The 15,909-nt window shown below is 69.8% G+C and carries 14 protein-coding genes and 1 pseudogene; 7 read left to right on the forward strand and 8 right to left on the reverse strand.

Annotated features, from left to right (window positions below):
• Nucleotides 1-20: 20 nt before the first annotated feature.
• From ABZ656_RS02335 to ABZ656_RS02350, 4 genes are all read right to left on the reverse strand, one after another.
• Nucleotides 21-1,079: a substrate-binding domain-containing protein gene (locus ABZ656_RS02335; protein ID WP_101401901.1), complete on the reverse strand. Its 1,059-nt coding sequence runs from the start codon at nucleotides 1,077-1,079 to the stop codon at nucleotides 21-23.
• Between the two features lie 20 nt (nucleotides 1,080-1,099).
• Nucleotides 1,100-2,122, reverse strand: coding sequence for an ABC transporter permease (locus tag ABZ656_RS02340; protein WP_101401900.1), 1,023 nt, complete (start codon nucleotides 2,120-2,122; stop codon nucleotides 1,100-1,102).
• The gene (locus ABZ656_RS02345) at nucleotides 2,119-3,636 is read right to left on the reverse strand and encodes a sugar ABC transporter ATP-binding protein (protein ID WP_360263696.1); all 1,518 of its coding nucleotides are present in this window, start codon (nucleotides 3,634-3,636) and stop codon (nucleotides 2,119-2,121) included. Before ABZ656_RS02345 ends, ABZ656_RS02340 begins: the two co-directional genes overlap by 4 nt.
• A 218-nt stretch (nucleotides 3,637-3,854) precedes the next feature.
• Nucleotides 3,855-5,036, reverse strand: a complete 1,182-nt coding sequence (locus ABZ656_RS02350) for an ROK family transcriptional regulator (RefSeq protein ID WP_101401898.1) — start codon at nucleotides 5,034-5,036, stop codon at nucleotides 3,855-3,857.
• A 311-nt stretch (nucleotides 5,037-5,347) separates the two neighbouring features.
• Here ABZ656_RS02350 and ABZ656_RS02355 point away from each other — a divergent pair, with 311 nt between their 5' ends.
• The 4 genes from ABZ656_RS02355 (at nucleotide 5,348) to ABZ656_RS02370 (ending at nucleotide 8,716) form a co-directional block, all read left to right on the forward strand.
• Complete coding sequence (locus tag ABZ656_RS02355) at nucleotides 5,348-6,514, forward strand: low temperature requirement protein A (protein WP_360263699.1); 1,167 nt, start codon at nucleotides 5,348-5,350, stop codon at nucleotides 6,512-6,514.
• 75 nt (nucleotides 6,515-6,589) lie between these two features.
• Complete coding sequence (locus tag ABZ656_RS02360) at nucleotides 6,590-7,045, forward strand: DUF4231 domain-containing protein (RefSeq protein ID WP_101403902.1); 456 nt, start codon at nucleotides 6,590-6,592, stop codon at nucleotides 7,043-7,045.
• 9 nt (nucleotides 7,046-7,054) lie between these two features.
• The gene (locus tag ABZ656_RS02365) at nucleotides 7,055-8,416 is read left to right on the forward strand and encodes a toll/interleukin-1 receptor domain-containing protein (protein WP_360263702.1); all 1,362 of its coding nucleotides are present in this window, start codon (nucleotides 7,055-7,057) and stop codon (nucleotides 8,414-8,416) included.
• 3 nt (nucleotides 8,417-8,419) lie between these two features.
• Nucleotides 8,420-8,716, forward strand: a complete 297-nt coding sequence (locus tag ABZ656_RS02370) for a RyR domain-containing protein (protein ID WP_101401895.1) — start codon at nucleotides 8,420-8,422, stop codon at nucleotides 8,714-8,716.
• Between the two features lie 59 nt (nucleotides 8,717-8,775).
• On the opposite strand, the gene ABZ656_RS02375 is transcribed toward ABZ656_RS02370, so the two are convergent.
• From ABZ656_RS02375 to ABZ656_RS02390, 4 genes are all read right to left on the reverse strand, one after another.
• Nucleotides 8,776-9,453, reverse strand: a complete 678-nt coding sequence (locus tag ABZ656_RS02375) for a GntR family transcriptional regulator (protein ID WP_360263706.1) — start codon at nucleotides 9,451-9,453, stop codon at nucleotides 8,776-8,778.
• Nucleotides 9,454-9,615: 162 nt separating this feature from the next.
• Nucleotides 9,616-10,563 (reverse strand): beta-ketoacyl-ACP synthase III, encoded by a 948-nt coding sequence (locus ABZ656_RS02380; RefSeq protein WP_101401893.1) that lies wholly within the window; start codon nucleotides 10,561-10,563, stop codon nucleotides 9,616-9,618.
• A 178-nt stretch (nucleotides 10,564-10,741) separates the two neighbouring features.
• The gene (locus ABZ656_RS02385; RefSeq protein ID WP_180362173.1) at nucleotides 10,742-10,915 is read right to left on the reverse strand and encodes a hypothetical protein; all 174 of its coding nucleotides are present in this window, start codon (nucleotides 10,913-10,915) and stop codon (nucleotides 10,742-10,744) included.
• Nucleotides 10,881-12,218: an OFA family MFS transporter gene (locus ABZ656_RS02390; RefSeq protein WP_360263710.1), complete on the reverse strand. Its 1,338-nt coding sequence runs from the start codon at nucleotides 12,216-12,218 to the stop codon at nucleotides 10,881-10,883. The genes ABZ656_RS02385 and ABZ656_RS02390 overlap by 35 nt, the downstream gene beginning before the upstream one ends.
• 232 nt (nucleotides 12,219-12,450) lie before the next feature.
• On the opposite strand from ABZ656_RS02390, the gene ABZ656_RS02395 reads away from it, so the two are divergent.
• From ABZ656_RS02395 to ABZ656_RS02405, 3 genes and pseudogenes are all read left to right on the forward strand, one after another.
• Nucleotides 12,451-13,422, forward strand: a complete 972-nt coding sequence (locus ABZ656_RS02395; RefSeq protein ID WP_101401891.1) for a 2-dehydropantoate 2-reductase — start codon at nucleotides 12,451-12,453, stop codon at nucleotides 13,420-13,422.
• Entirely contained in the window at nucleotides 13,419-15,338 is a 1,920-nt protein-coding gene (locus tag ABZ656_RS02400; RefSeq protein WP_360263713.1) for a molybdopterin-dependent oxidoreductase, read from the forward strand. Before ABZ656_RS02395 ends, ABZ656_RS02400 begins: the two co-directional genes overlap by 4 nt.
• A gap of 4 nt (nucleotides 15,339-15,342) precedes the next feature.
• Nucleotides 15,343-15,834, forward strand: a pseudogene (locus tag ABZ656_RS02405) (NAD(P)H-dependent oxidoreductase subunit E); the annotation flags it as partial.
• Between the last annotated feature and the right edge of the window lie 75 nt (nucleotides 15,835-15,909).

Raw genomic sequence — 15,909 nt, forward strand, 5'->3', positions numbered from 1 at the left:
GGGGGTGTGAGCGGGGCGGATCACCTGAAGCCGGTGGCCATGTACTGGCCGACGTTGTCCTTGTCGACGACGGCCGAGTAGAGCGTGAGCGAGACCGGGATCTCGAACTCGGCGAGCCCTCCGATCCCCTTGCCCTGGCCGAGCGCGCGAGCGAGGTCGATCGCGGAGGCCGCCATGGTCGGCGGGTAGAGGACGGTGGCCTTCAGGACGCTGTTGTCGGCCTGGATGGCCTGGAAGGCGGAGAGCGCGCCCGCGCCGCCGACCATCAGGAAGTCCTCGCGCCCGGCCTGCTCGATGGCGCGCAGGGCGCCCACGCCCTGGTCGTCGTCGTGGTTCCACAGGGCATCGAACTTCGGCTGGGCCTGCAGGAGTTGGGCCATCTTGGCCTGACCGGACTCGACGGTGAAGTCGGCGGCCTGACGGGCGGCCTTCTTGATGTTGGGGTAGTTCTTCAGGGCCGCGTCGAAGCCCTGGGTGCGCTGCTTGGTGAGTTCCAGGTTGTCGAGCCCGGCGAGCTCGATCACCTTGGCGTCCTGCTTGTCCTTCAGCTTCTCGCCTATGTAGTGGCCGGCGCTGAGGCCCATCCCGTAGTTGTCGCCGCCGATCCAACAGCGGTACGCCTGCGGGGTGTTGAAGATCCGGTCGAGGTTGACGACCGGAATGCCCGCGCGCATCGCCTTCAGGCCGACCTGGGTGAGCGCCTTGCCGTCGGCGGGCAGTACCACGAGGACGTCTACCTTCTTGTTGATCAGTGTCTCGATCTGGCCGATCTGCGCGGCCGTGTCGTTGGAGCCCTCGGTGATCTCCAGCGTCACGTCCGAGTACTTCTTGGCGCGGCTCTTGGCGTTGTCGTTGATCGCGTTGAGCCAGCCGTGGTCGGCCTGCGGGCCCGCGAACCCGATGGTGATGTGCTTGCCGGGCTTGTCGTCGGCGGCCGGCCGGGTGTCCGCGGCCGTATTCTCGTCCTTGGTGTCGTTGCTGGTGCACCCGACCAGGAGGGCGCCGGCCGAGGCGGCGGCGGTCCCGAAGAGGAGTCCTCTGCGGCTCGTGAAGCTGGTGGAGCGCGTGGATTCTGGCATGGCGGTGGGCCCTTCCCGTGTCAGGTGCTGGCTGCTGCCGTACGCCGCTGGACCAGGACCGCGGCGACGATGATCGCGCCCTTGGCGATCTGCTGGACGTCGCTCTGCAGGTTGTTCAGCGCGAAGATGTTGGTGATCGTGGTGAAGATCAGGACACCGAGCACCGAGCCGGTGATGGTGCCGCGGCCCCCGCTGAGCAGGGTCCCGCCGATGATCGCGGCGGCGATGGCGTCGAGTTCGTACAGGTTGCCGTTGGTGTTCTGGCCGGAGCCGGACAGGATGATCAGCAGGAAGGCGGCGATGCCGCAGCACAGTCCGGAGAGCAGGTAGAGGTACAGCCGCTGGCGCCGTACGTCGATGCCGGCGAGCCGGGCCGCCTCCGCGTTGCCGCCGACGGCGACCGTTCGGCGGCCGAAGGTGGTCCGGTTGAGAATCAGCCAGCCGATGATCGTGACGACGGCGAAGACCAGTACCAGCGGCGGGATGCCGAGGATGTACGAGTCGCGTTCGCCGAGCTTCAGGATCCCGTCGATGGTGACGATCTGGGTCTTGCCGTCGGTGATCTGGAGGGCGAGACCGCGGGCCGAGGCGAGCATGGCGAGCGTCGCGATGAACGGGACCATCCCGCCGTACGCGATGAGCAGGCCGTTGACCAGGCCGCAGCCCACGCCGACGAGCACCGCGGTGAAGAGGATGCCCGCGAAGCCGTACTCCTGGGTGGCGACCGTCGTGGCCCACACCGAGGACAGCGCGACGATCGCGCCGACCGACAGGTCGATGCCGCCGGAGGTGATGACGAAGGTCATGCCGACGGTGACGACGCCGATCACCGAGGCCTGGGTGAGGACGAGCTGGAGGTTGCGGGTGTCGAGGAACTCGTCGGGCTTGGTGATGCCGCCGATGACGACCAGGGCGACGAGCACTCCGAGGAGCGAGAGGGTGCGGACGTCGGCGCGGGCGGCGAGGGTCCGCCACGCGGGGAGTTCGCCCATCGGCGGCACCTTGTCGGTGCTGCCCCGGGGCGGGGACACGGGCTGCGTCATGACGCCGGGCTTCCTTCCATGACGAGGTCGAGTACGCGGTGTTCGTCGAGCTCCTGGGCGGGCGCCGTGTACACGACGCGGCCCTCCCTGAGCACCAGCACGCGGTCGGCGAGTCCCAGCACCTCGGGCACCTCGCTCGACACGAGCAGCACGGCGAGGCCCTCGTCGGCGAGGCGGCGGATGACCGCGTACAGCTCGGCGCGGGCACCGACGTCGACACCGCGAGTGGGTTCGTCGAGGAGCAGGACGCGGCAGCCGCGCAGCAGCCAGCGGGCCAGGACGGCCTTCTGCTGGTTGCCGCCGGACAGCGTCCGGATCGGGACGGACGGGTTGTCGGGGCGCAGCGACAGCTCACGTGTCGCGGCGCGGGCGGCGCCTCGCTCGGCGCTCCGGTCGATCCAACCCCCGCGCGAGAAGCGGGACATGGAGGACACGGACACATTGCGGGTGACGGATTCCAGCATCAGCAGGCCCTGCGCCTTACGCTCCTCGGGGGCGAGTCCGAGCCCGGCGCGGACGGCGGCACGTACGCTTCCTGGCCGCAACACTCGCCCGCCGACGGTGACTTGACCGGCCGTCGACTTGCGGGCCCCGTAGATCGTCTCCAGGATCTCGGAGCGCCCGGAGCCGACGAGCCCGGCCAGGCCGACGATCTCACCGGGGCGCAGTTCGAGGTCGAGGGGCTCGAACTCGCCTGACCGTGCGAGTCCTTGGACTCTGAGTGCCGGCTCGGACGTAGGCGGTCTCGTGGGCCGTTGCGGGAAGACGTACTCGACGTTGCGGCCCGTCATCAGCGCCACCACCTCGCGGGTCGGGGTGGACTTCGCGGGCAGTCCGCCCGCGACCGCGCGGCCGTCCTTCAGTACGGTCACCCGGTCGCCGATGCGGCGGATCTCCTCCAGCCGGTGCGAGATGTAGACGACGGCGACACCGTCCGCGGTGAGGTCGCCGACGATACGGAAGAGGTTGTCGACCTCGTCGGGGTCGAGGGCTGCGGACGGCTCGTCCATGACGATGAGGCGTACGTCGTGGGAGAGTGCCCGCGCCATGGAGACGATCTGCTGCTGGGCGGCCGACAGCTCACCGACGAGGCGCGCCGGGTCGATCTCCGGATGGCCGAGTCGGCGTAGCAGCTGCGTCGTTGACGCCTTGGCCGCCTTTCCCCGTACGACGAAACCGGCGGCGGTGGGTTCATGGCCGAGGTGGACGTTCTCGGCCACCGACAGGCCCTCCACCAGGTCCAGTTCCTGGTAGATGGTGGCGATACCGAGGCGCATGGCGGCGATCGGGGAGCGGAGCGTGACGGGTTCGCCGCGCCAGCCGATGGTGCCGCCGTCGGGCTGGTGGGCGCCGGCCAGGACCTTGATGAGGGTGGACTTTCCGGCCCCGTTCTGGCCGAGCAGACAGTGCACCTCGCCGCCCTGGACGTCGAGGTCGACGCCGTCGAGGGCCCGGACTCCGGGGAACGACTTGGTGATGCCGGACATGGTGAGCAGCGGTGGTTCTGGTGCCATGACGGTTCCCCTTGGCGGGCGTGCGGGCCGGTTTCAGGGCGGTGCGTCCGCGGAGCGGGCGTTTTCGGGCAGGGCAGAGCAGGGCGCTGTACAGGTGGGGTGGCTTGGTGGGGTGGCTTTGGTGGGGTGGCTTTGGTGAGCGGACTTTGGTGAGCGGACTTGGTGAGGTGACTTTTGGTGCGGCTCTGGCAGGGGTGTTTCGTGCGGCTCTGGCAGGGTTACGCGGGCGAGAACAAGTGGTCGCTGATGAGCCGGGCCGCGCCGATGACCCCGGCGGTCGGTCCCAACTCCCCCAGCACGATGGGCAGGTTGCCGGTCGCCAGCGGCAGTGACTGGCGGTACACCTGGGTGCGGATCGCGGCGAGCAGCGTGTGGCCGAGGCCGGTGACGCCGCCGCCGATCACCACCAGGCCCGGGTTGAAGAACGAGACGAGGCCGGCGATGACCTGCCCCGTGCGGTTGCCGCCCTCGCGGATCAGCGCGAGGGCGGTGGCGTCGCCCGCGGCGGCCGCGGCGGCGACGTCGACGGCGCTCAGCGTGCCCGCCGCCTCCAGCCGTGCGGCAAGCTCCGCCGAAAGCCCCTGCTGGGCGGCCTCTGTGGCGTCCCGGGCGAGCGCGGCCCCGCTGAAGTGGGCCTCCAGGCAGCCCCTGTTGCCGCAGGCGCACGGACGCCCGTCGGGTACGGCCTGGATGTGCCCTATGTCGCCGGCGCTGCCCGTCGTACCGCGGTAGACCTCACCGCCGACGACGATGCCGCAGCCGATACCGGTGCCGATCTTGACGCAGAGGAAGTCGCCCACGGAGCGTGCGACGCCCGCGTGCTGTTCCCCCATGGCCATCAGGTTCACGTCGTTGTCGACCATGACGGGGCAGCCCAGGTCCTGGCTGAGCGCCTCGCGGACCGGGAAGCCGTCCCAGCCGGGCATGATCGGCGGTGCGACCGGAACGCCCTCGGGGAAGCGGACCGGACCCGGAACGCCGATCCCGGCGCCGTCGAATCCCTCCGCGAGCCCCGATGACCTCAACTTGGCCGCCATGGCGAGGACTTGCTCGAAGACGGCGACCGGTCCCTCGCGGACGTCCATGGGCTGGTTGATGTGGCCCAGGACCTCCAGCTCGGCGTTGGTGACGGCCACGTCGATCGAGGTGGCCCCGATGTCGATGCCGAGGAAGCGCAGCGCAGGGGCGAGCCGGATGTTGTGGGAGCGGCGGCCGCCTCGGGATGCGGCGAGGCCGTCGGCGACCACAAGTCCGGTCTCCAGGAGCCGTTCCACCTCGACGGCCAGCTTCGACCGGGAGAGGTCGACCTGATCGCCCAGCTGGGCACGGGAGTTGGGGCCGCCGTCACGCAGCAGGCGCAGCAGTCGCGCCTGGTGCGCGTTCGCGGGTCGTGCCGTCATGCGTCTCACGAGCCCCTCCCCGCCTCAATCGGCCAGTGTCCAACGGGTTTTGGCCACATCACCGTGGCTTGCTTTCGATGGGAACGTAGCAGCGGCTGCCGGGAGTGGGAAGAAGTTGCACAGAGATTGCCGTCAACTTTCTCCACTGAGTGGACAAAGCGAGATCCGGGAGCGGCGGCGGGGAGGCCGCATACGATCTCCTCACCGATCGCGTCAGGGGGACCCACATGAACACGGCAGCGGACGGGCCAAGACCCGCGGCAGCGGACGTAGCACATCGGCCGACAGCCGACGAACCACATCGGCAGGCCGTGGACGGAACACATCCCGTGCCGGTGGCGGAGCCGGGGCGCAGAGTCAGCACCCTGGAACTCTTCTTCGACCTGGTATTCGTCTTCACGCTCACCCAGCTCACCGTGATGCTGACCGCCGACCTGTCGTTCGCCACGGCGGGACGCGTCGCACTGATCTTCGTCGTGCTGTTCTGGATGTACGGCGCCTACGCGTACCTCACCAACCAGGTGCCGCCCGACCGCCCCTCACGCCGCATCCTGCTGATGCTGGGCATGGCGTCCTTCCTGGTCTGCGCGCTGGCGATCCCGCGCGCCTTCGACGACGGCGGGGTCGTCTTCGGCCTCGGCTTCCTGGCCGTCGTCCTCGTGCACAGCACGCTCTACACGCGCAGCCACGGCCGGGACGTCATCTGGTACGCGGTGCCGAACTCCCTCGCCGCGCTGTCGGTGACGGCCGCGGGCCTCTTCGACGGACTCGCCGCGGACGGGCTGTGGCTGCTCGCGCTGGTGCTGCAGTTCGTCACGCCGTTCCTGGCCGAGCACGGTCCGCGCCGCCGGGACGGACGCGAAGCCGCCTTTCTGCGCGCTCAGTTGGGCGGCCTCGACCCGGCGCATTTCGTGGAACGGCACGGGCTGCTGCTGATCGTCGCGTTCGGCGAGTCCGTCATCGCGATCGGCATCGGCATCGGCGATCTGCCGTTCACGGCCAATGTGTTCGGCGGGGCCTTCCTGGCCCTCGCGTTGGCGAGCACACTGTGGTGGACGTATTTCGTGCGCGACGAGGACCGCGCGGAGGCCGTGTTCGCCGCGACCCCGCAGGACCGCCGCTGGCGGCTCGCGATGAACGCGTACTACTACGCCTTCCTGCCCATGCTGCTCGGCATCGCCTATCTCGCCGCGGGCGTGAAGAAGTCGCTGGGGCACCTCACGGAACAGCTGCACACCGGTCCCGCCGTCGCGGTCGCGGGCGGGGTGGCGCTGTTCCTCGCCGGGGACGTGGCGTTCCGTGCGGTGTTGCGGCTGACACCGCTGACCTACCGGGCCACGACCGTACCGATCGCCCTGGCGACCGCGTTCCTCGGCACCCATCTGTCGGCGCTCGCCCAACTCCTTTTTCTGGTGGCACTGTTGGTGATGATGCTGGCGGTCGAGGCGCGTTGGGCCGAGCGGGATTCAGCCAGGTGACCGCGCGGCTACGCTGTGCCTGCGGACAGGAGTGGTCGTCACGTCCGCGTGGTCGTCAAGTGCTGGGGGGAGCGCATGGTGCCGGAGACCTCGCGCGAGGAGTTCCCGGACCCCGGCTATGCCCTGGGCATCGCCAACGGGTCCTATGAGTGGTACCGGGCCGCCGCCATCAAGGCCCGCAGGTACTTCCGGCTGACCGATGTCCTGCAGCTGGTCCTCTCCGCGGCCATTCCGGTGTCGGCGGTCATGGTGCCGGGGAACGCGCGGTTGCCCGCGGTGCTGGGCGGCCTGGTCGTGGTCATCACCGGGCTGCGCTCCACCTTCCACTGGCAGGACGACTATCTTCGCTTCAGCCAAGCCCGTGAGGCCGTCGAGGCGGAACGTCGGCTGTATCTGACCGGCTCCAGGCCGTACGACGACGAGAGCACCCGGGACAGGAACCTCGCCGCGAGTGTGTCGCGGATCGAACAGCGGGAAATGGGCACCTGGGTTCAGCTCGCGAGCCCGCGCAACGAGTCCACGGGGAAGTGAAGAGCGGTCATGGTCGCGGCACGGCGGATTCCCACTTACTTCAGCCACAGCTATCGGCGGGAAGACCGCGATGTGAACGAGTTCTTCTGGCGCGCCTTCGAGGCGCACGGATTCGGATTCACGGTCGACCCGAAGTCCGCCGGCGCGCTGTCGACCTGTCATCTGGAGATGATGATGCGGCGCAGTGCCTGCTTCGTCGGCGTGGTCACCCTGCGCAGGGATCAGCCCGCCTACAAGTGTTCGCCGTTCATCGTCTACGAGTATGGGCTGGCGGCCCGGGTGCTGGCGGCCCGGGCGATCAAACCCCTGCTGGTCTTCGTCGAGAAGGGCGTCCCCGGTTATCACTTCCCGAACGTCCAGGAGCGGTTCGTCTTCGACCGGGACGAGCTGGACACGTACGACGGCTTCGAACAGCCGATCCGGCAGCTCGCCCTCAAGGCGCGAGGTTACTCCTCTGCGGGCGATCAACTCGTCGGCGAGGTGGGGCTCGCGGTACCCGACACTCCCGCCTACCGGGCGGCGAAGCCCCTGATCACGCAGACCCTGGCGAAGTTCGGGTACGCCGTCAAAGAGGTGAAGGTCGATTTCACGGATCCGGCGGAGATCCCCCTCCAGCTCGACCCGCTCGACTTCGTCGTCATCGACATCAGTGACCATGAGCCTCTCGACCGGCTCTTCCACCTGCTTCTCGGCCGGTCCATCCCGACCCTGAACGTGATCCACCACGACCCCGCGAACGGTCTGCGGCCCCGGGTCCCGGACCTGGTCGTGGGCGAGACCCTGCGCCACGCCACCTTCGAGCAGGATCCCGTGCTGTGGTGGAACAACCCCGGTGAGTTCGCCGCCCGGCTGGAACAGCAGCTGGAGCGGTTCGACCTGCCCCGGCAGCAGTTCCGCAACCTCGACGAGGGGATCGGCTACATCCGCAGCACCGGCCGCGCCGACGGCAAGATTTTCCTCAGCACGGCGGGACCGGACGACGCGCTGTCACGCGAGGTCGGACGTGCCCTCAAGCTCCAGAACTTCACCTTCTTCCACTACGTGTACAACAACACGATCCCGCGCGGCTCGAAATGGCAGGACCGGCTGGAGCAGCAGCTCGCGGCGAGCAAGGTGTTCGTCCCGCTGGTAAGTCAGGCCTATTGGCGCAGTGAGTGGTGCCGCCGCGAATTGGCGACCGCCCGTCGGCTCAGCGACGAGGGGCGGCTGACCATCATTCCCTATTTCCTCGACGGCAGTTCCGAGGAACTGATTCCCGAGCAGGGCGCCGACATCTCCGACCTGACCGAGGCCGAGCGGGTCGCCCTGATCGTCCAGCACATGGACGGCTTCTTCACCGGTCAGATCACCTCCGACTACTCCGGATCGTGAGGCATGGCAGAGAACGGCTGGACGCCCGCTCCCCTCGACACCAGTGGGATCGAACTCGACGCGGGCCTGCTGGCGCTCGTCGAGGAACTGGCGGAGAACGCGCATGCCCGCTGGGCACGGCGCCGCTTCGCGGAAGGCTGGCGTCCCGGTGCGGAGCGCAGCGACACCGCGCTGACCCATCCCCTCCTCGTCCCCTATCCGGAGCTGCCGGAGCCGGAGAAGGAGTACGACCGGGAGCTCGCCGTGGAGACCCTCAAGCTCGTCCTCCGCCTCGGGTACCGCATCGTGCCCCCGGCGTAGACCGCGGCGCGGCGCCCCACACGGCGACGGCGGGCGGCTCCGGTCGGTCGACAGCGGGGTCAGGACAGTTCGCGCTCGTGGTACGTCTTGCGCGTGTGTTCCGTGTGGGCGCGCATGACCTGGGTGGCGCGGGGTTCGTCACGGGCGGCGATGGCCGCGATGAGGTCGCGGTGCTCGATCCAGGACTGGTGGCCGCGCTGCCGGGCGACCGGGGTGTAGTACCAGCGGACCCGGCGGTCGACCTGGGCGGCCAGCTCGGCGAGGACCGTGTTGCCCGCGAGCTCCATGACCTTCGCGTGGAAGCGGGCGTTCATCGCGACCGCGCGGTCCACGTCGTCGGCGGCGACCGCGCGCTCGCCCTCGGCACACAGTTCCTCGAGTGCGGTGATGCCGGCGGTGCCCGCGTTGGCGGCGGCGAGCCGGGCGGCCTCGGCCTCCAGCAGCGTACGGACCGTGAGGAGCTGGTCGGCCTCCTCCTTGGTCGGCTCGTGCACGAAGGCGCCCTGGGCGGGCCGAAGATCGACCCACCCCTCCGTGTTCAGCCGCTGGAGCGCCTCGCGGACCGGCTGCCGGGAGACGCCGAGATGCCCGGCGAGCTCGCTCTCGACCAGGTGCTGGCCCGGCTGGAGGGCGCGGGTCGTGATGAGTTCGAGCAGCGCCTCGTAGACGCGGTCGCGCAGCGGGCCGGGCCGCTCGAGCTTGGGCACCGCCCCCGGCGGCAGTCCTGTCGACAACATCGCGGTCCCCTCCTGCCGAGCCATCCCGTCACCGCCACCGTCGCCGTCACCGGAAAACAGGTGTCAGCAGACAGTATCGATTGTCTTTCGTCTACAGTCTACGGCGCACCATGGCCAGGTCCGGGGAGAGTCGGACACGTCACATCCGGGTGTCAGCGCACGTCAGGGGCAGTGGACGACCTGTCCCGCGTACGAGAGGTTGCCGCCGAAGCCGAAGAGGAGCACCGGGTCGCCGGCGCTGATCTCGCCGCGTTCGACGAGCTTGGAGAAGGCGAGCGGGATGCTGGCGGCGGAGGTGTTCCCGGAGTCGACCACGTCGCGCGCGACGACGGCGTTCACGGCGCCGATCTTCGCGGCGAGGGGTTCGATGATGCGCAGGTTCGCCTGGTGCAGAACGACCGCGGCGAGGTCCTCGGGCGCGAGCCCGGCCCGCTCGCAGGCCTGCCGGGCGATCGCCGGGAGCCGTGTCGTCGCCCAGCGGTAGACGCTCTGCCCCTCCTGCGCGAACCGCGGGGGCGTGCCCTCGATACGCACGGCGTGCCCCATCTCGGGCACCGATCCCCACAGCACCGGCCCGATCCCGGGCTCGGCGCCGGGGGCGGCGGCCTCGACCACCGCGGCCCCCGCCCCGTCCCCGACGAGGACACAGGTCGTACGGTCGCTCCAGTCCGTGACCTCGGACATCTTGTCCGCGCCGATGACGAGGGCGCGGGTCGCCGCCCCCGCGCGCACGGCGTGGTCGGCGGTGGCGAGCGCGTGCGTGAAGCCCGCGCAGACCACGTTGACGTCCATCGCGGCCGGGGAGGGCACGCCGAGGCGGGCGGCGACCCGGGCGGCCATGTTCGGGGAGCGGTCGATCGCCGTGGAGGTCGCGACCAGCACCAGGTCGATGTCGCCCGAGGTCAGACCCGCCGCCGCGAGTGCCTTGGCCGCGGCGTGCGCGGCCAGCTCGTCGACGGGCTCGTCGGGACCGGCGATGTGGCGCGTGCGGATGCCCACCCGGCTCGTGATCCACTCGTCACTGGTGTCGACCAGGCCCGCCAGGTCCTCGTTGGTGAGTACCTTGGCGGGCTGGTAGTGGCCGACGGCCGCGATGCGTGAGCCGTTCATTGGGGGGTCTCCCTCGTTGCCTTGGGTAGGGGGATCCTCCAGTCTGATCAGTGACTCGTGGGTACGACGGCAGGTGTTGCCACAGGAAAGCGGCGTCAGGCTTGTCGGCTTCTGTCAGACCTTCGGACGTCCTGCCAACGTCCGCACACACGCCCCGTGCACGTCCGTACAGCGGGCGTCACCCCGTGAACAGCTGCTTGGCCTTCAGGACGAGCTCGTACAGGCCGTAGCAGAGGGGCGCGCCCACCCACAGCCAGGCGAAGGCGATCAGTGGAATGTGGGTCCCCCCGCTCGAGCGAAGCCGAGAGTGGGGGAGGTCAGGCGGACTGCTGGGGCTGGACGGAGTCGTCATCGGCGGCCTCCCTCGGGGCGGGGATGTGGTGGCGGGCATGGACGGGTCGCACCAGCTCATTGGCGACGAACCCGACGACCAGCAGCCCGATCATGATCAGGAACGAGGTGTCGTAGAGCTGCGCACCGTGCTTGCCCGCCTCCTTCTGGCGGTCCGCGACCCAGTTGACGATCAGCGGGCCGAGGACGCCGGCCGTGGACCAGGCGGTGAGCAGCCGGCCGTGGATGGCGCCGACCTGGTAGGTGCCGAAGAGGTCCTTCAGGTAGGCGGGAACCGTCGCGAAACCGCCGCCGTAGAAGGACAGGATCACCAGGGCGCAGACGATGAACAGGGGCTTGGAGGAGTCCCCGAACTGCGAGATCAGCAGATACATGATCGCGCCCACGCCGAGGTAGACGCGGTAGATGTTCTTGCGGCCGATCAGGTCGGACGTGGAGGACCAGCCGATCCGGCCCGCCATGTTCGCGGCCGAGAGCAGTGCCACGAAGCCCGCGGCGGCGGAGACCGACACCGGGGTGGAGGTGTCCGCGAAGAAGTCCGTGATCATCGGGGCGGCCTTCTCCAGGATGCCGATGCCCGCGGTCACGTTCATGCAGAGCACGACCCACAGGCACCAGAACTGCGGGGTGCGCACGGCGCTGTTCGCGGACACCTGCACCCCGTCGAGCGGCGCGGGTCCGGCCTTGACCGGCGGCTTGTCGCCGCGCGGCACCCGCACCAGCAGGACGCCGAGCGTCATGAAGACGGCGTACGACAGCCCGTGCACGAGGAAGGCGAGCGCGATGCCGGAGGAGTCGGAACCGAAGGACTTCAGCATCTGCGCGGACCACGGCGAGGCGATGAGCGCACCGCCGCCGAAGCCCATGATCGCGATACCGGTGGCCATGCCGGGCCGGTCCGGGAACCACTTGATCAGGGTCGACACGGGCGAGATGTAGCCGATGCCGAGGCCGATGCCGCCGACGAAGCCGTAGCCGAACACGATCAGCCAGTACTGCTCGGTGGCGGCGCCGAGCGAGGCGATCAGGAAGCCGGTGGAGAAGCAGACCAGGGCGACTGTCATCGCCCAGCGCGGTCCGTTGCGCTCGACGAGGGTGCCGCCGAACGCGGCGGACAGCCCGAGCATGACGATGCCGAGCTGGAAGGGCAGCGCGCTCTGGGTCCCGCTGAGGCCGAGCGCGGATTCGAGCGGCGGCTTGAAGACGCTCCAGGCGTACGCCTGGCCGATGGAGAGGTGGACGGACAGTGCGGCGGGCGGGACGAGCCAGCGGCTCCAGCCGGGTGGCGCGACGGGGGGACTCATGATCCCGGACGATAGGAAGCGGTTGCCCGGTTGTGAAGCCGTTCGACACCAACTCCTCGACGGTATGCGGTGAGCGGTATCCAGCGCGCGACGAACGGTCGACGGGTCCTCGCGGCGGCCCGTCGAGGTGCTGCGCGAAGCCTTGCCGCCTCAAGTTCCATACTGTAGACAATATTTCGTCGACAGAGTTCGGCAGTTCCTCGGTACCCTCGACCGAACGGAGCGAGCCACAGTGAAAGTCGCCGTTCTCGGCGCCGGTGCGATCGGCGCCTACGTCGGCGCCGCGCTGCACCGCGCCGGCGCCGATGTGCACCTCATCGCCCGTGGACCGCATCTTGCGGCCATGAGGCAGCACGGAGTCCAAGTCCTCAGTCCGCGCGGCGACTTCACCGCGCGCGCCCATGCCACCGACGACCCGGCCGAGGTCGGCCCGGTCGACTACGTCCTGCTCGGCCTGAAGGCCAACTCGTACGCGGCGTGCGGGCCGCTGATCGAGCCTCTGCTGCACGACACCACGGCGGTGATCGCCGCCCAGAACGGCATCCCCTGGTGGTACTTCCACCGGCACGGCGGCCCGCACGACGGCCACCGTGTGGAGAGCGTGGACCCGGACGGCGCGGTCAGTGCGGTGCTCGCGCCCGAACGGGCCATCGGGTGTGTCGTGTACGCCGCGACCGAGCTGGAAGGACCGGGCGTCGTACGGCACTTGGAAGGCACCCGGTTCTCCATCGGCGAGCCCGACCGTTCCCTGTCCGAGCGGTGCACGGCGTTCAGCGAGGCCATGACGGCAGGCGGCCTCAAGTGCCCGGTCGAACGGGCTCTGCGCAACGACATCTGGCTCAAGCTGCTCGGCAACATCTCCTTCAACCCGATCAGCGCGCTGGCCCGCGCGACGATGCGGCAGATGTGCCTGCACGGCGGTACCCGCAAGGTCATCGAGATCATGATGACCGAGACGCTCGCGGTCGCCGAGGCGCTCGGCTGCGAGGTGGGTGTCTCCATCGAACGGCGGCTGGCCGGCGCCGAGCGCGTCGGCGACCACCGCACCTCCACTCTCCAGGACCTGGAGCGCGGCAAGCCGCTCGAACTGGACGTACTGCTGGCGGCGGTCGTCGAGCTGGCGGACATCACCGGCGTCGAGGTGCCCACCCTGCGCACCGTCCACGCGATCTCGGACCTGCTCGCGCTGAGGAGCGCCGCATGAGGAAACGTGAATCGAAGATCTACGCCCGGCTCACGCACCCCCTGGTCCGTGACTCACGCGACGAGCCCTTCCGGCGGGCCACCTGGGACGAGGCCCTGACCCGTGCGGCGGCGGGACTGGGTGCCGCCCGCGGCGCCTTCGGCCTGTTCTCCTGCGCCCGCGCGACCAACGAGATGAACTACGTGGCCCAGAAGTTCGCCCGGGTCGTGATGGGCACGAACAACGTCGACTCCTGCAACCGCACCTGTCACGCCCCGAGCGTCGCGGGCCTGAGCGCCGCCTTCGGTTCCGGCGGCGGCACCTCCTCCTACGCGGAGGTCGAGGAGACCGACCTCATCGTGATGTGGGGCTCCAACGCCCGCTTCGCACACCCGATCTTCTTCCAGCACGTGCTGAAGGGGATCAGGAACGGCGCCCGGATGTACGCGGTCGACCCGCGCCGTACGTCCACGGCCGAGTGGGCGGAGAGCTGGCTCGGTCTGAACGTCGGCACCGACATCCCGATGGCGCACGCGATCGGCCGCGAGATCATCCACGCGGGCCTCGCCAACCACGCCTTCATCGAGCGGGCGACCAGCGGCTTCGAGGAGTACAAGGCGCTCGTCGAGCCCTGGACGCTGTCGCTCGCCGAGAAGGTGACGGGCGTACCGGCGGCGGCGATAAGGGAGTTGGCGCACGCGTACGCACGGGCCGAGCGCGCCCAGCTGTGCTGGACCCTCGGCATCACCGAGCACCACAACGGCACCGACAACGTCCGCGCGCTGATCAACCTGACCCTGCTGACCGGGCACGTGGGCCGCCACGGCTCCGGGCTCCAGCCCCTGCGCGGGCAGAACAACGTGCAGGGCGGCGGAGACATGGGCGCCATCCCCAACCGCCTCCCCGGCTTCCAGGACATCCTCGACCCCGAGGCGCGGCTGAAGTTCGAGTCCGCCTGGGGCACCGTCATCCAGCCGCACTACGGGCTGAACCTGACGGAGATGTTCGAGGCCATGGAGGAGGGCACGCTCAAGGCCGTCTACTGCATCGGCGAGAACCCGGCGCAGTCGGAGGCCGACAGCGAACAGGCGGTACGGCGGCTGGGTGCCCTCGACTTCCTCGTCGTGCAGGACATCTTCCTCACGAAGACCGCCCAGTTGGCGGACGTCGTGCTGCCCGCGACCGCCGGGTGGGCGGAGACCGAGGGCACCACCACCAACAGCGAGCGGCGCGTGCAGCGGGTACGCGCCGCGGTGACTCCGCCCGGTGAGGCCCGCGAGGACATCGACATCCTCTGCGACCTCGCCGCGCGCCTCGGGCACGCATGGAAGTACGAGGACGCCGAGGCCGTCTGGAACGAGCTGCGGTCGGTGTCGCCGGACCACTACGGGATGACGTACGAACGTCTGGCGGAGCACCAGGGCATCCAGTGGCCCTGCCCCGACATCGGGCGGATCGAACCCACCTATCTGCACGGCCGGTTGTGGGCGGCGGACCCCGCCGAGCGCGGCCGGCCCGCGCCGTTCGGGATCGTCCAGCACGACCCGCCCGTGGACCTGACGGACGAGGAGTACCCGATCCGGCTCACCACCGGGCGGCGGCTCGACTCGTACAACACCGGGGTGCAGAGCGGCGGTTTCGCCTCGCCGCTGCGGCGCGGCGAGTACGTCGAGCTCTGCCCGGAGGACGCCGAGCACTACGGGGTCGTGGTGGGCGAGGAGGTCCAGATCTCCTCGCGCCGGGGATCCGTCGTGGCACCGGTGTGGATCGACACCGCGCTGCGGCCCGGCCTTGCGTTCATGACCATGCACTTTCCCGACGAGGTGGACACCAACCAGCTGACGATCGAAGCAAACTGCCCGATCGCGGGGACGGCGGAGTTCAAGGCGTCGGCCATCCGGATCGAGAGGCTGCCGGTCGCGACTCAAGTGAGGTGATGTGGTGGATCTGCACTTCGGTGACAGCAAGCCGACGGACGAGGAGCGGGCGGCGATCGACGCGCTGCTCGGTCCTCCGGAGTCCTCGTGGGAAGGCGCCGCGCGCGATGAGATGAGGGCCGCCGACCTCAGGTGGGCGCGCGGCGGCCGGGAGGCGCGCGAACGCCGCGACCTGCTGTTGCCGGGGCTGCACGCCGTCAACGACCGGATCGGCTGGATCAGCGAGGGCGCGCTCGACTACCTGTGCCGCAGGCTGACCGTGCCACCGGCGGAGGCGTACGGGGTCGCGACCTTCTACGCGATGTTCTCGGTGAAACCGCGCCCCGCGACCGTGCTGCACGTGTGCACGGACCTCGCGTGCGCGGCGGCGGGCGCGGCGGAGCTGTGTGCCGGGGTCGAGGCCCGCCTCGGGCCCGGCAGCGGCGTCGGCGTCGAGCGCAGCCCCTGCCTGGGTCTGTGCGAGCGCGCTCCGGCGGCCCTCGCGGTCAGGGCGGGCGGCCACGATGTCGATGCTCTGCCATGGTGGAGATGACCGGGTGCGCGGTGGCGGAGTCGAACTCGGTGGAGTTGG

It is taken from the genome of Streptomyces sp. NPDC007095 (genome assembly GCF_040634475.1).
GTDB lineage: Bacteria > Actinomycetota > Actinomycetes > Streptomycetales > Streptomycetaceae > Streptomyces.

Coding starts and splice junctions, on each gene's coding strand:
- ABZ656_RS02335 (WP_101401901.1), bottom strand. CDS start 1,079: ATGCCAGAATCCACGCGCTCCACCAGCTTCACGAGCCGCAGAGGACTC.
- ABZ656_RS02340 (WP_101401900.1), bottom strand. CDS start 2,122: ATGACGCAGCCCGTGTCCCCGCCCCGGGGCAGCACCGACAAGGTGCCG.
- ABZ656_RS02345 (WP_360263696.1), bottom strand. CDS start 3,636: ATGGCACCAGAACCACCGCTGCTCACCATGTCCGGCATCACCAAGTCG.
- ABZ656_RS02350 (WP_101401898.1), bottom strand. CDS start 5,036: ATGACGGCACGACCCGCGAACGCGCACCAGGCGCGACTGCTGCGCCTG.
- ABZ656_RS02360 (WP_101403902.1), top strand. CDS start 6,590: ATGGTGCCGGAGACCTCGCGCGAGGAGTTCCCGGACCCCGGCTATGCC.
- ABZ656_RS02365 (WP_360263702.1), top strand. CDS start 7,055: ATGGTCGCGGCACGGCGGATTCCCACTTACTTCAGCCACAGCTATCGG.
- ABZ656_RS02370 (WP_101401895.1), top strand. CDS start 8,420: ATGGCAGAGAACGGCTGGACGCCCGCTCCCCTCGACACCAGTGGGATC.
- ABZ656_RS02375 (WP_360263706.1), bottom strand. CDS start 9,453: ATGTTGTCGACAGGACTGCCGCCGGGGGCGGTGCCCAAGCTCGAGCGG.
- ABZ656_RS02380 (WP_101401893.1), bottom strand. CDS start 10,563: ATGAACGGCTCACGCATCGCGGCCGTCGGCCACTACCAGCCCGCCAAG.
- ABZ656_RS02385 (WP_180362173.1), bottom strand. CDS start 10,915: ATGACGACTCCGTCCAGCCCCAGCAGTCCGCCTGACCTCCCCCACTCT.
- ABZ656_RS02390 (WP_360263710.1), bottom strand. CDS start 12,218: ATGAGTCCCCCCGTCGCGCCACCCGGCTGGAGCCGCTGGCTCGTCCCG.
- ABZ656_RS02400 (WP_360263713.1), top strand. CDS start 13,419: ATGAGGAAACGTGAATCGAAGATCTACGCCCGGCTCACGCACCCCCTG.